The organism is Tomitella biformata AHU 1821, from assembly GCF_000524475.1.
Classification (GTDB): domain Bacteria; phylum Actinomycetota; class Actinomycetes; order Mycobacteriales; family Mycobacteriaceae; genus Tomitella; species Tomitella biformata.
Genome location: NZ_BAVQ01000084.1, coordinates 1 through 13,067, shown reverse-complemented (window position 1 = coordinate 13,067; position 13,067 = coordinate 1). Strand labels below are relative to the sequence as shown.

The 13,067-nt window shown below is 68.5% G+C and carries 13 protein-coding genes and 1 pseudogene; 4 read left to right on the top strand and 10 right to left on the bottom strand.

The annotated features are described in order from the left end of the window. Window positions 1-31: 31 nt before the first annotated feature. Genes TBIF_RS21395 through TBIF_RS25930 form a run of 3 tightly spaced genes read right to left on the bottom strand, consistent with a single transcriptional unit; the run spans window position 32 to window position 2,107 of the window. Entirely contained in the window at window positions 32-1,174 is a 1,143-nt protein-coding gene (locus TBIF_RS21395; protein ID WP_024796782.1) for an FAD-dependent monooxygenase, read from the bottom strand. A gap of 4 nt (window positions 1,175-1,178) precedes the next feature. Next, on the bottom strand, window positions 1,179-1,901 hold the full coding sequence (locus TBIF_RS21390; RefSeq protein ID WP_024796781.1) for a PIG-L deacetylase family protein: 723 nt from the start codon (window positions 1,899-1,901) through the stop codon (window positions 1,179-1,181). Window positions 1,902-1,936: 35 nt separating this feature from the next. Further along, a complete protein-coding gene (locus TBIF_RS25930; RefSeq protein ID WP_024796780.1) occupies window positions 1,937-2,107 on the bottom strand; it encodes a hypothetical protein in 171 nt (56 codons plus the stop codon). 221 nt (window positions 2,108-2,328) lie between these two features. Between TBIF_RS25930 and TBIF_RS21380 the strand changes: the two genes are divergently transcribed. From TBIF_RS21380 to TBIF_RS21370, 3 genes are read left to right on the top strand one after another with little or no spacing between them, the layout of a single operon-like run. Then, a complete protein-coding gene (locus TBIF_RS21380; protein ID WP_024796779.1) occupies window positions 2,329-2,949 on the top strand; it encodes a biotin transporter BioY in 621 nt (206 codons plus the stop codon). Window positions 2,950-2,980: 31 nt separating this feature from the next. Continuing rightward, on the top strand, window positions 2,981-3,661 hold the full coding sequence (locus TBIF_RS21375) for an energy-coupling factor ABC transporter ATP-binding protein (RefSeq protein WP_024796778.1): 681 nt from the start codon (window positions 2,981-2,983) through the stop codon (window positions 3,659-3,661). Beyond that, entirely contained in the window at window positions 3,658-4,281 is a 624-nt protein-coding gene (locus TBIF_RS21370; RefSeq protein ID WP_024796777.1) for an energy-coupling factor transporter transmembrane component T family protein, read from the top strand. The genes TBIF_RS21375 and TBIF_RS21370 overlap by 4 nt, the downstream gene beginning before the upstream one ends. A gap of 168 nt (window positions 4,282-4,449) precedes the next feature. Here TBIF_RS21370 and TBIF_RS21365 read toward each other — a convergent pair. From TBIF_RS21365 to pgsA, 4 genes and pseudogenes are all read right to left on the bottom strand, one after another. Then, a pseudogene (locus tag TBIF_RS21365) lies at window positions 4,450-5,167 on the bottom strand (PspA/IM30 family protein); the annotation flags it as partial. Between the two features lie 157 nt (window positions 5,168-5,324). Further along, complete coding sequence (locus tag TBIF_RS26540; protein ID WP_024796775.1) at window positions 5,325-5,678, bottom strand: helix-turn-helix domain-containing protein; 354 nt, start codon at window positions 5,676-5,678, stop codon at window positions 5,325-5,327. An 88-nt stretch (window positions 5,679-5,766) separates the two neighbouring features. Next, a complete protein-coding gene (locus TBIF_RS21355) occupies window positions 5,767-6,279 on the bottom strand; it encodes a CinA family protein (RefSeq protein ID WP_024796774.1) in 513 nt (170 codons plus the stop codon). Next, window positions 6,279-6,941 (bottom strand): CDP-diacylglycerol--glycerol-3-phosphate 3-phosphatidyltransferase, encoded by a 663-nt coding sequence (pgsA, locus tag TBIF_RS21350; protein ID WP_372435111.1) that lies wholly within the window; start codon window positions 6,939-6,941, stop codon window positions 6,279-6,281. Before pgsA ends, TBIF_RS21355 begins: the two co-directional genes overlap by 1 nt. A 110-nt stretch (window positions 6,942-7,051) precedes the next feature. Here pgsA and TBIF_RS21345 point away from each other — a divergent pair, with 110 nt between their 5' ends. Further along, on the top strand, window positions 7,052-7,603 hold the full coding sequence (locus TBIF_RS21345; protein WP_084611838.1) for an amino-acid N-acetyltransferase: 552 nt from the start codon (window positions 7,052-7,054) through the stop codon (window positions 7,601-7,603). A gap of 22 nt (window positions 7,604-7,625) precedes the next feature. Here the strand turns inward: TBIF_RS21345 and TBIF_RS21340 are convergent, their stop codons facing one another. From TBIF_RS21340 to TBIF_RS21330, 3 genes are all read right to left on the bottom strand, one after another. Beyond that, a complete protein-coding gene (locus TBIF_RS21340) occupies window positions 7,626-8,936 on the bottom strand; it encodes a bifunctional lysylphosphatidylglycerol flippase/synthetase MprF (RefSeq protein WP_158506381.1) in 1,311 nt (436 codons plus the stop codon). A gap of 134 nt (window positions 8,937-9,070) precedes the next feature. Next, window positions 9,071-10,078, bottom strand: a complete 1,008-nt coding sequence (locus tag TBIF_RS21335) for a TerC family protein (RefSeq protein ID WP_024796770.1) — start codon at window positions 10,076-10,078, stop codon at window positions 9,071-9,073. 182 nt (window positions 10,079-10,260) lie between these two features. After that, window positions 10,261-12,855 carry an FtsK/SpoIIIE family DNA translocase gene (locus TBIF_RS21330; protein WP_235174928.1) on the bottom strand — a complete coding sequence of 865 codons (2,595 nt, stop codon included), beginning with the start codon at window positions 12,853-12,855 and terminating at the stop codon, window positions 10,261-10,263. Window positions 12,856-13,067: the final 212 nt, after the last annotated feature.

Genomic DNA, 13,067 nt, shown 5'->3' with positions numbered 1-13,067 from the left:
CAACCATCCCACATCCGGTAAAGGCCGCCACCTATCTGCGGGCCTTTTGGTAAGCGTCGGCGCTGGCGACCGTGGCGATCTGACCCAGCAGGAGCCGCTGCGGCAGCCAGGAGCTCGCCCGGAAGAGCGCGCTGGCGGCCGCGTGCGGGCGGAGCCCGATCATCGTCCCCAAAAACCAGGATTGGCGCGCCACTCCGACCACCCGGCGTCGCCGGAGCCGGGTGAACTCCGCGCACGCTGCGGTCGGGTCTGCCGCGCCGACCAGCAGCCGGCTCAGCACCGCCGCGTCCTCGACGCCCTGGCAGCCGCCCTGGCCCAGGTTCGGCCGCATTGGGTGGGCCGCATCCCCGATCAGCACGACGGAGCCAGCGTGCCAGCGCTTCGCGAGCGGCCGGTCGGGGAGGTCATGGCGGGCGAGGCCGTCCGGGGCCGTGGCGGCGATCAGGTCTGCGGCCGGACCGTCCCAGTGCCCGAAATCATGGTGGAGCCGGGCCAACTCCGCCGCCGGGCCCAGATCCTGGCCCTCGGGCGCGCGGCGCGCGGCGAACCAGTAGGTCTGTCCCTGTGCCAGCGGCACCCACCCGAACTCCGCGCCATTGCCCCAGACCTGGCCGCCGCCGTCGAGTTCCACCGCCGCCACGCCGCGCCACGCGGTGAAGCCGCTGTGTGCCATCGCCAGCCCAGGATTCAGAGTCCTCGCGATGGCGGAGCGGATGCCGTCCGCGCCCACCACCGCCGAGGCCGCCAACTCGGTTCCGTCCGCGAGTTCGACCAACGTCCGGCCGCCTGCCACGTGCACCCCGGCGACTGGAGCGCTCCAGCGGATAGTGCCCGGCCGGAGGTGGGCGACGAGCAGATCCATGAGCGTCTGCCGATGGATCGCGATGACCGGCTCACCCAGCGCAGCGGCCAGATCCGCCTCATCGAGCTCCCGGATGCGGCGGCCCCGCGGGGTCGCCACCGTGCCCGCGCTGACCTGCCGGCCCGTCCGGCGGACCTGCGCGCCCAGCCCAAGATCGTCGAGGGCCGCCAGCGCGTTGGGCCACAGCGTGATGCCTGCACCGCCGTCGAGGTGCTCCCGCTCCTCCACGACGGTGACGGGAACACCCGCGCGCTGTAGGCCGACGGCGAGGCTCAGTCCGGCGATGCCCGCGCCCACAATGATTATCGCCACTCCGCTAGCCCCCGACGGGGAACAGCTCGAAGGCGATGGCCGGCCCGTCACCGAATCCCGGCCGCGGCGCAGTCACCCTCTCGACCTGCGCGCGGGCCTGCGCCTCCACCGGCGCGTCCGAGAGCGCCTCGAGGTAGCGCCGGTGCTCCGCCAGGGAGTCGACGGCGATCTCGACGAACTTGTCGTCCACCGGCAGGGCGTGCGTCGGCGACGTCGTGACGACCGCGATCCACCGCACGCCGGCCCATGGGCGCGAGCCGTCGGCGGCGAGCTCCGGGAAGATCCACTCGTTCGCCGCATCGGCGGTCGCGTCGAAGACCGACCTGCCCAGGATCCGGTGATCGGCGGTGTTGATGCGCCCGCCCGCGCCGTGATCGCGGTGATTGAGGGTCAGGATCAGCTCGGGCTCGTGCCGACGGATCGCGGCCGCCAGGTCCTGGCGCAGCGCCAGGCCCTCCTCCAGCCTGCCGTCGGGGTGGCCGAGGAACTCGACCACGTCCACACCGACCACCGCCGCCGAGCGGATCTGCTCCGCCTCGCGCACCGGGCCCGACTCGTGCGGGGGCAGCCCGGCGATGCCCGCCTCGCCGCGGGTGGCCAGCACGTACCGCACGTCCTTGCCGGCGGCCGTCCATTTCGCGACGGCGGGCGCGATCCCGTACTCCGCGTCGTCCGGATGCGCTACGAGCACCAGCGCGCGGCTCCAGTCCTCTGGGAATGGCGTCAATCCACTATCGCTCAAGGCAACCCTTCCACCGCTCATCACCGATGCTGTGACTCCTTCGAGTCCGAGGTCATCGCCTTATAGAGGATGTAGATGCCCACGGCGATCACCCCAATCGTGATCATCCAGAACAGCCCCTTGATGATCCACCCCAACAGGACGAACACTAGCCATACCAGCACTATCGCGCCAAGAACCTTCCAGAACATGCCAATCCCCATTTGCCGTGCCGGCCGGACCTGCTGTCCTCGCCGCTTCTTCCCTCGAGCATGCCTGCCTTCCCCGTCCGGCGCCGCCGCCGACGGCCAAGATCCGGGAAAGATCGGGGCAAACCCCTACCCAGGACCGTCGGTGTGTCCGGCATCGCAATAAGCTGATAGCCAATCTCGCCGGTTCTCCGGCGACCGCACGACGCCAGGAGCCCACCACCGTGATCGCCTTTCCCTCCGCAGTCCGACTGTCTGCGCGCGATCTTGCGCAGATTGCGGTCTTCGCGGCCCTCATCGTCGCTCTCGGACTCCCGGGCCAGCTGAACATCGGCACGTCGGGTGTCCCGATCACCTTGCAGAGCATGGGCATCATGCTGGCCGGCGCCATCCTGGGCGCGCGCAAGGGCTGCCTGTCGGTCCTCGTCGTCATCGCGCTGTCTATGGCCGGCCTGCCGATCCTGGCGGGCGGCCGCAGCGGCCTCACTGCCATCGTCTCGCCCACCGCGGGCTACCTGATCGGCTGGATCCCGGCCGTGATCGTGATCGGGCTACTCACGAAGGTGCTGATGCCGCGCTACAACGTGGTCGCGGGCATTGGCATCAACATCATCGGCGGCCTCGTGGTGATGTACGCCTGCGGCGTCGTCGGCCTCGTCTGGCGCGCGGATCTCAGCCTCAACGCCGCGATCGCCACCAACTTCCTCTATCTTCCGGGCGACCTCGTCAAGGCCGTGGTCACCGCGCTCGTCGCCGCGCAGGTCCATCGGTCCTACCCGGGATTGATCACGCCCTTCCGCAGCAAACGCGTCCCCTTCGCGGAGCCCGCCGGCCAGCCCGCTTGAGCTATAGCGACCACGGTAGACAGGGCCCACGTTGACAACGATCGAGTTCGAGGATGTCCACCACCATTTCGGCGAGCGAGTGGTGCTGCGCGGGATCGACCTGTCCCTCACCGAGCACCGAGTAGGCATCATCGGCGGCAACGGCAGCGGCAAGTCGACCCTCGCGCGGATGATCAACGGCCTACACCTGCCGGAGCGTGGCCGGGTCCTCGTCGACGGCGAGGACACCCGTAAGCGCGCCGCCGCCATCCGCCGACGGGTGGGCTTCGTCTTCACCGATCCCGACCACCAGATCGTGATGCCCACCGTCGCCGAGGACATCGGCTTCTCGCTGCGCCGCGCGAAGATGAGCAAGGCCGAGCGTGCCGCGCGGGTCGCCGAGGTGCTGGCCCAGTTCGACCTCGCCGGCCACGCCGACCACCCCTGCCACCTGCTCTCTGGTGGCCAGAAGCAGCTCCTCGCCCTCGCCGCGGTCCTCGTCACGGAGCCCGACATCCTGGTGGCCGACGAGCCGACCACGCTGCTCGACCTGCGTAATGCCCGGCGATTCGCCGAGATCCTGCGCCGTCTTCCCCAACAGGTCGTCGTCGTCACCCACAGCCTGGAGCTGGTTGCTGACTTCGACCGGGTGCTCGTGATCGACGACGGCAAGGTGGCCGCCGACGACGCCCCGGCGCCGGCCATCGAGTTCTATCGGAAGCTCATCGGGTGAGCACCCTCGGGCTCTTCCAGCCCGGACACTCCCTAGTGCATCGCACGCCGGCCGGGGTAAAGATCGTCCTCCTGGCGGTGGGCATCGTCGCGATGAGCATCCTGGTCCGCGAGCCCTGGCAGTTGCTGCCCGCGGCCGCCACCGTGCTCCTGGTGATCGCGACCGCCCGTCTGCGTCTCAGCCTGGTGTTGAGGCAAGTGCGGCCGCTGCTCTGGATGCTGGTGATCATCGGCGTCTTCCAAGTCTTCTTGACGTCGTGGCAGCGCGCGGTCGTGATCTGCGGCGTGCTGCTGCTCTCCGTGGTGGCTGCCACCCTCATCACGCTGACGACGCAGGTGACGGAGATGCTCGATGTCACCACCCGGATGTTGGGGCCACTACGGCGCTTCGGTGTCGATCCCGACCGGGTGGGGCTGGTCTTCGCCATGACGATCCGCTCGATCCCCATGCTCGGCGACCTCGTCGGCACCGTCACCCAGGCCCGCAAGGCCCGCGGCCTCGGCTTCTCCGTGCGCGCGCTCGTGGTGCCGGTGATCGTCGGTGCACTGCGCCGCGCCGACGCCCTCGGCGACGCCCTCATCGCCCGCGGCCTGGACGACCCCGAGCTCCCCGAGGACTAACCCCGACAGCCAGCGAGGGCGCCACCACGATCGTCATGATCGGCAGTGGCGCCCTCGGCGCTGCGCTGTTGTGGAGAACGCGTTGTTACTGCGTCGGCTCGGCCTCGCCGGTGGCGGCAGTTTCGCCCTTGGTGACCGCGACCTGCTCTGTCTTGCCCGGTAGCTGCGGCTGCATCGACGCACGGATCTCCTGCAGGCGGCTGTGGCCGGCCATCTGGACGGAGGCCTGCTGGATCTCAGCCATCCGGCCCTGCATCGAGCCCTGTGCGAGCTCGGAGGAGCCCAGCGCGTCGGCGTAGCGGCGCTCGATCTTGTCCCGCACGTCATCGAGCGAGGGCGTGTTGCCGGGTGCGGAGATCTCCGACATCGACCGGATCGACGCGCTGACCTGCTCCTGCATCTTGGCCTGCTCCAGCTGGCTGAGCAGCTTGGTGCGCTCGGCGACCTTCTCCTGCAGGCGCATCGCGTTCTGCTCGACGGCCTTCTTCGCCTCGCCAGCGGCCTGCAGCGAACGGTCGTGGAGGTTCTTCATGTCCTCGACGTTCTGCTCGGCGGTCACCAGCTGGGCGGCGAACGCCTCGGCCGCGTTCTCATACTCCGTGGCCTTCGCGGTGTCTCCACCAGCGTTGGACTGGTCCGCGAGCATCAGTGCCTGGCGGGTGTTGGCCTGCAGCTTCTCGACGTCCGAGAGTTGGCGGCTCAGCTTCATCTCCAGCTGCCGCTGGTTGCCGATCACCGAGGCAGCCTGCTGGGACAGGGCCTGGTGCTGCCGCTGCGCCTCCTCGATCGCCTGCTGGATCTGCACCTTCGGATCGGCCTTCTCGTCGATCTTCGAGTTGAACAAGGCCATCAAGTACTTCCAGCCCTTGACGAATGGGTTGGCCATTGGGTGAATCCCCGTCTGTAGTGTCCGTCCGCCACACACCACGCGTGGCACCGGCCCCTCATCGGTGGCGCCGGGCAGGTCGATCCCAGGGTGGCCCAGAATCTCTCACATGCCAATCTAGCGGTCCGCACGTCGCAACACATCACAGCGAAGCGTGTCAGGCCGCGAAGACCCCGACCTTCGGTTGTGGAATCACCAATCGCGGGCTGTCCGACGGGTCAAGTCCGGCCCGCGGATCCGCAATCGCAGCGGTGTTGACGGCGACGTCCATGCCCGCGCTGACGGCCAGCGTCGCGCTCACATCGAACAGGACCTCGGCGATGGGCACCTCCAGGGCTCGGCAAATGGCGGCGAGCAGTTCGCTCGACGCCTCCTTCCGGCCTCGTTCGACCTCAGACAGGTAGCCCAGGCTCACCTGCGCCGACGTGGACACCTCGCGCAGCGTACGACTCTGGGACGTACGCGTGCGACGGAGGCTGTCGCCGATGGCCTCACGCAGTAGTAGTGTCATCTCGACCTCCAGTTCACGCTCATTATCTCGTTCAACGTCCCAGCAGTGAAGACAGTTCCCACCACGGTAGCGGACTGGCCCTGGGCCGTCAGCACTGCCGCCGAACAGCCTCGAGCAGGTCCCGTAGCGCTGCCACCACCGCGCCCGAGCGGATCTCCCAGCGTGAGCCGTCCAGACGAAGCTCTGTTGTCCACGCCACCCTATCCCCAGTTGGCCCGATACCGGCGAAACCGACGAATACCGTGCCTACCGCCTTGCCGTCCTGGCGATCAGGACCGGCCACACCGGTCAGGCCGACTCCCCAGGTCGCCCCACAACGCTCGGCCGCGCCCGCCGCCAAGAATTGGGCCGTGGTGGCGGCGACTGGACCGTCGGCGGCGAGGACGTCGGCGGGGACCCCGGCGAGAGTGTGCTTGAGTTCGGTCGCGTACACGATGACTCCGCCGCGCAGCACCGCGCTGGCCCCGGGCACGCCAGCGACAGTCGCCGCGACGAGCCCCCCGGTCAGCGACTCCGCCGTCGCCAGGCTCTGCCCGCGCGCGGCCAGTTCGGCGACCAACTCTGCGGCGCAGGTGCCGGCGACGAGCGGATCTGCCGACATCACGGCGTGCTGGTGTCGTCGCCCGAGGCTTCCTGGCGGCGGCTGCGGCGCAGGGTGAACGCCTGCGCCACGTAGTCGAGGCCGGTCGCCACCGTCAGCGCAACGGCGATCCAGATCAGCGCGGTCACCGCCGTCCCGAAGGCCGCGGGCAGGGGCAAGATCAGCAGCAAGATGGCGGCCACCTGCACGAGGGTCTTGAGCTTCCCGCCGCGACTTGCGGGGATCACCCCGTGCCGGATCACCACGAACCGCAGCGCCGTCACGCCGAGCTCGCGGAAGGCGATGATCCCGGTCACCCACCAGCTCAAATCCCCCAGGATCGACAGCCCGACCAGCGCAGCCCCGATGAGAGCCTTGTCCGCGATGGGGTCGGCAAGCTTCCCGAAGTCCGTGATCAGGCCGAGCTTGCGCGCGAGCTGGCCATCGATGCGGTCGGTCAACGCGGCGATGCCGAACACCGCAGCAGCGGCGATGCGCCAGGCCGGCTCGTGTCCATCGCCGACGAACAGCACCACAAGGAACACGGGGACGAGCGCGATCCGCAGCATCGTCAGAATATTGGCGATGTTGAGGATCGGCACCTCGTGGGCCGTGGAGGCAGGAGAGTTGACCGCGCCGGGATCGGCGTGGATCGAATCCTGGTTCTTGCTGTCGGCGCTCACCACGTGGCACCCCCACGCAGATCCGGCACGCACAGCTCAAAGGCACGCATAACAAGGGAGACCGGCACGTCACAAAGCCTATCGGTAACCAGATCGCTACGCTTCACGGCATGACCACCAGCCAACCCCCCACTCCGGCAACCCCTCCTTCGGGAGCGTCGGATCCACGATTCCTGGTGCGGCGGGCCAAGACCTCAGACGTGCCGGAGATCAAACGGCTAATTGACATCTACGCCGGCCGCATCCTCCTAGAGAAGAACCTCGTCACCCTCTATGAGGCGGTCCAGGAGTTTTGGGTGATCGAGTACGGCAACGAGGTCGTCGGCTGCGGCGCCCTGCATGTGATGTGGACCGACCTCGGCGAGGTGCGCACCGTTGCCGTCGACCCCCGGGTGAAGGGGCTCGGCGCCGGCCACCATCTGGTGGCGAAACTGCTCGATGTGGCCCGCGAGCTGGAGCTGGAGCGCGTGTTCGTTCTCACCTTCGAGGTGGATTTCTTCGCCCGGCACGGCTTCCTCGAGATCGAGGGCGCCCCGGTGCCGCCCGATGTCTACGCGGAGATGTGCCGCTCGTATGACACGGGCGTCGCCGAGTTCCTGGACCTGAGCTACGTCAAGCCGAACACCCTCGGCAACACCCGCATGCTCACCAATCTGACCTGACCTGGTGTGCGCGGATCACGGGTCAGGGGCGCTTGCGATGCGGCACGAACTCCAATGTCAGGAACACGATCAGCACCAGCGCCACGTTGTGCCAGTTGTACAGCGCATAGCGACGCTCGCCCAACGCATTGAACTTCTTCAGGAACTGGTAGAGCGACGCCACGGCGATCATCGGGTCGAGCAGGCGCACGGCGCGGTAGGCCAGCGACTGGAGCGGGGTTCGCTCCGTCATCTCGAACAGCTCGGGGAACGGCGCGAACGCGAGCGAGAGGCTCTTGCCGCCCGTCTGCCGCGCGTACTCCACCATGTCGATCGTCAGCCGCTCGTCCACCCCGCTGGGCGCGTCTGGCCGACGCCATGGGACATCCATCGTGATCATGCGACCACCGTCGGCCACCCCGTACCGCTGGAAGCCGAGAGCCCGCCCGGCGGGGTCGCGACAGATCGCCACGAGCAGCCCTGGATGTCGGCCGTCTAGCAGGTGGTCGAGGATCATGGAGAAGCCGCGGTCCTGCTCTCCGCCGTGCGCCTCGGCGACGATGCCCATCAGCTCGGCGCGCTGCTCCGCCGTCAGATCTGCCTCCGCGCGCACCTCGGTGGTCAGCTGGTAGTTGTGCGAGCGGCTGACCGCCTGCCGCAGGTTGCGGTTCTTCCGGCCGACCAAGGTGAAGGTGTCCACGTCGAGCACCACATCACGGCCGATGGCCAACGCGCGCATGCCCACCGTCCGCCAGTGCGCCACCATCGCCTCGCCCGCGCCGAGCACCGCGACACTCCAGCCCTGTCCGCGGCAGTACCCGACGAACTCGTCGATGGCCGCGGCGAACCGGGCGGGATCCCCGATCGGGTCGCCGCCGACCGCCGCGATGCCCAGCCGAGCCCGATAGCCCAGGGCCACCGTCCCGGTCGAGTCGAAGAAATAGCTCTTGGCCGAGTGCATCGTGAACGGCGCGAGCGGATCATTGGGGGTGCGCTCGACCAACTCCGCGATCCGCGGCATCATCCTCGGCTCGGGGCTGCTCCCCCGCGGCGCCACCAGGGTCACTCCCGCCGCCACCAGGGCGAGCAGCAGCACATTCTGATGCCCGCTCTGGTGGGCCAGGAATGCAATGCCGACGAAGAACAGCGCGCCCAGCGTGTGGACCGCCGTGAGTGGACGATTGCGGCACACGCCGCGAGCGACGATGAGCGTTGCCAACCCTGCAGCCGCCAGCCACAGCGAGGACCGCGCCACCGCGAGCGCGAACACCATCGCCGCCACCACGAGGACCAGGACCCGGACAGCAAGCGGGTAGCGCCGAGCGAGGGACAACTGGCCACTGCCCGCAATCACCGTGGAGACCCACCTTCTGCTGCCTGCGCCACCCTGCGGACGGTACCGACGGCGGATCCCGGCTGCGAATCGAAGCTGGGAATCGAAGCTGGGAATCATATTGTGGCAGAAGACGCCGGGCTACACCTTGCGCGCTAGACCTTGCGTGCAACGCTGCGCGAGCGCAGCAGGCTTGCAATGGTGGTCACCACCAACGTGCCGCCGATCACCACGAGCGAGAGCCCGGTGGAGATCTCCGGCACGGCCACCGGCTCGCCGCTGTTGATGAAGCCCAGCGTGTTCTCGTGGAGGGCGTGCAGCACCAGTTTGACACCGATGAACGCCAACACCAGAGACAGACCGTAGGACAGGTAGACCAGGCGGTCCAGCAGGCCCCCGACGAGGAAGTACAGCTGGCGCAGGCCCATCAGCGCCAACGCGTTCGCCATGAAGACCAGGTAGGGCTCCTGGGTCAGGCCGAAGATCGCGGGGATGGAGTCGAGGGCGAAGAGCACGTCGGTGAGGCCGATGACGACCAGCGCCATGAGCATCGGGGTGACCATGCGCTTGCCGTCGACGCGGGTGATCAGCTTGTCGCCGTCGTACTCGTCGGTCGTCGGCAGGATCTTGCGGATCAGCGCGGCGAGACGGCCGCCCTCCGCAGACTCGGCGGGATCACCGTCGGCGTCCTTGGACTTGGCCTCCTCGACGGCGTCCTTGATGAGCTTGATCGCGGTGAGCACTAGGAACAGGCCAAAGAGGTAGAAGACCCAGCTGTAGGCGCTGATCGCGGCGCTGCCGGCGGCGATGAAGAGCCCGCGGAGCACCAACGCGATCACGATGCCGAGCAGCAGCACCTTCTGCTGATACTCCCGAGGCACCGCGAACTTCGACATGATGATGATGAAGACGAACAGGTTGTCCACGGACAGGGACTTCTCCGTGACATAGCCTGCGAAGAACTCGCCGGCATAGGTGCCGCCCGAAACCCACCAGACGCCCAGGCCGAACACCACAGCCAGTGCCACGTACACGGCGGACCAGGTCCCCGCCTCGCGCAGGCTTGGGGCGTGCGGAGTCTTGACGTGGGAGTAGAAATCGAAGACGAATAGGCCGAGCACCACTACACAGGTGATGATCCAGACCAAGGGTGTGACGTGCATGGGTATCTAACCTCCGGTAATCCAGCATTGGACTCCGGAGGTCTCTCCCGCTGCGGCAGGCGAACCAGCCGCAACCAATGGCACCGGCTCTACCAACGCGGATACGGGCGCGGCGAACGTGTTGACGAGGCCATTGCAGAAGTGGGGATACTCCCCTCCATCAATCGATGGACACTACACGATCACGACATCGGCAGCTCATCGGAGTCGGCCGGGGCGCCCTCGGGGTCCCCGCCACGGATCGACCACAGCAGCCCGTCGAGTTCCTCCGGCTTCATGAGCACCTCACGGGCCTTGGAGCCCTCGCTGGGCCCCACGACGCCGCGCGTCTCCATCAGGTCGATCAGGCGGCCCGCCTTGGCGAAGCCGATCCGCAGCTTGCGCTGCAGCATGGAGGTCGAGCCGAACTGGCTGGTGACCACGAGCTCGACCGCCTGCAGCAGCTCGTCCATATCGTCGCCGATGTCCGGGTCGACATCCTTCTTCTCCCCGACCTTCTGCGCGGTGACGCCCTCCTGGTAGTCCGGCTCCGCCTGGTTCTTGGCGAAGTCGACTACCGCCTCGATCTCCTCGTCGCTGATGTACGCGCCCTGCAATCGAGTCGGTTTGCCCGCGCCCATCGGCAGGAACAACGCGTCGCCCATGCCGATCAGCTTCTCCGCGCCGGGCTGGTCCAGGATGACTCGCGAGTCCGTCAGCGAGGACGTGGCGAACGACAGCCGCGACGGCACATTCGTCTTGATCAAGCCCGTCACGACGTCCACGGAGGGCCGCTGGGTGGCGAGTACCAGGTGGATGCCCGCCGCACGCGCCTTCTGCGTGATCCGGACGATGGCCTCCTCGACATCGCGAGGGGCGGTCATCATCAGGTCGGCGAGCTCGTCGACGATCGCCACGATATACGGGTAGGGCTTATAGACCCGCTCCGAGCCCAGCGGCGTCGTGATCTCGCCGGACTTCACCTTCGCGTTGAAGTCGTCGACATGGCGGACCTTGCTGGCCTGCATGTCCTGGTAACGCTGCTCCATCTCCTCCACCAGCCACGCCAGCGCCGCCGCCGCCTTCTTCGGCTGCGTGATGATGGGCGTGATCAAGTGCGGGATGCCCTCGTAGGGGGTGAGCTCGACCATCTTCGGGTCGATGAGGATCATCCGCACCTCCTCCGGCGTCGCCCGGGCCAGCAGCGAGACCAGCATCGAGTTCACGAAGCTGGACTTTCCGGAGCCGGTGGAGCCAGCGACCAACAGGTGCGGCATCTTCGCCAGGTTGGCGCCGACGAAGTTGCCCTCGATGTCCTTGCCCAGGCCGATGACGAGGGGGTGGCGGTCCTTGCGCGCGGACGGCGCGCCCAGCACGTCGAAGAGCCGGACGATCTCGCGGTCGGTGTTGGGCACCTCGATGCCCACGGCGGACTTGCCGGGGATCGGGGCGAGCAGCCGCACGTTGTCGGTGGCCACGGCGTACGCGATATTGCGGTGCAGCGCGGTGATCTTCTCGACCTTGACGCCGGGGCCGAGCTCCACCTCGTAGCGGGTCACGGTCGGCCCGCGCGTGAACCCCGTGACGGCGGCGTCGATCTTGAATTGCTCCAGCACGCCGGAGATCGCCTCGATCATCACGTCGTTGGCCTTGCTGCGGGTGGTCGGCGGGTCGCCGGCGACGAGCAGGTTCGCGGGCGGCAGCTTATAGTCGCCCTCGCGGATCGGCGTCGCGACCAGCGGCTCGTCCTCCTCGAGGACGGGCTGGGGCGTGCGCTCTGGAACCCGTGACGCGATGATCGGCACGGCTGCCGCCACCATGGGCGCGGCGGCAGCAGCAGCCACCTCGCCCGCACTGGGCGTGGCCGACGCGCCCGGACGGCGACGGGCGGGTGTCGGCGGGGCATCGGGCGCGCGGACACCTGCGTCCACCTCGAACTCCCCATCCTCACCGCCACGCTCGATCTGCGTGGTCAACTGGTCGGGGTCCACTGGCGGGCGGCTGGGCCGGCGCCGGCTGCGCTTGATCGGCGTGAACTCGGCGCGGTCAAACTCGTCCAGCGGATAGTTGTCGTGCGGCGAGGCGCCATAGGAGGAGAGCGCGTCGTCGAAGTCGTAGGAAGCATCGGCGTCCTGGCCGTCGTAATCCCCGTAGCCCGGGTCGTCGTAGTCGGCGCCGAAGTCGCCAGCAGTGCCGCGGCGACCGGCGGCCAGGCCCCCGACGTACTCGACGACGTCCCGGACCGTCTTGCCGGCCACCAGCAGGATGCCGAAACCGCCGGCGATGACCAGTAGCGGGATCGCGATCCAGGCGGTGAGCCCGGCCTCAAGCGGCCCGCCGGAAATGAATCCCAGGTAGCCGCCCGCGGTGGAGCGGCCAGCATTGTCCATCGGCTGTCCGGCGATGATGTGCCAGATGCCCAGCACAGACACGGTGAGCAGCAGCGCACCTATCACCAGCCGCGGCCGCGAGTCCACGGCCGGGGCCGAGCGCATGAGGATCACCGCGACGCCGACCAGCAGTACGGGCAGCAGCATCCCGGCGGCGCCGATCACCGCGCGCACCGCGGTGTCGATTCCATCCCCCACCGGCCCGGCGGCCTGCAGCCAGGTGCCACCGGCGAAGACCACAGCCAGCGCGACCAGGGCCAGCGCGATGCCGTCGCGCCGGTGTCCAGCGTCGATGTCCTTGGCACGGCTGGCCGCACGTGTCGTCGCTCCGACGCCTCGCGCCACAAACCCCCAGCCGGCGCCGAGGCCGTGGCCGATCGAGGAGAAGGCCGAGCCGCTCTTCTGCACGGCAGGCCTGGGGCGCGCCGCGCCCGTGGACCGCCCCTGCGCCGCTGTGCCCTTACCCGCGGCACCCTTGCCACTGGCTTTGCTCTGGGTGGTGCGGGATTGGGTGCCACTGCGGGGCCTCGGCGCGGCCTTCTTGGCCGTGCTTGCACGGCCGGTCGCGCCGGTCGTGGACGTGCGCTTTGCCGGACTCCGAGTGCTCCCCTTGCCTGCCA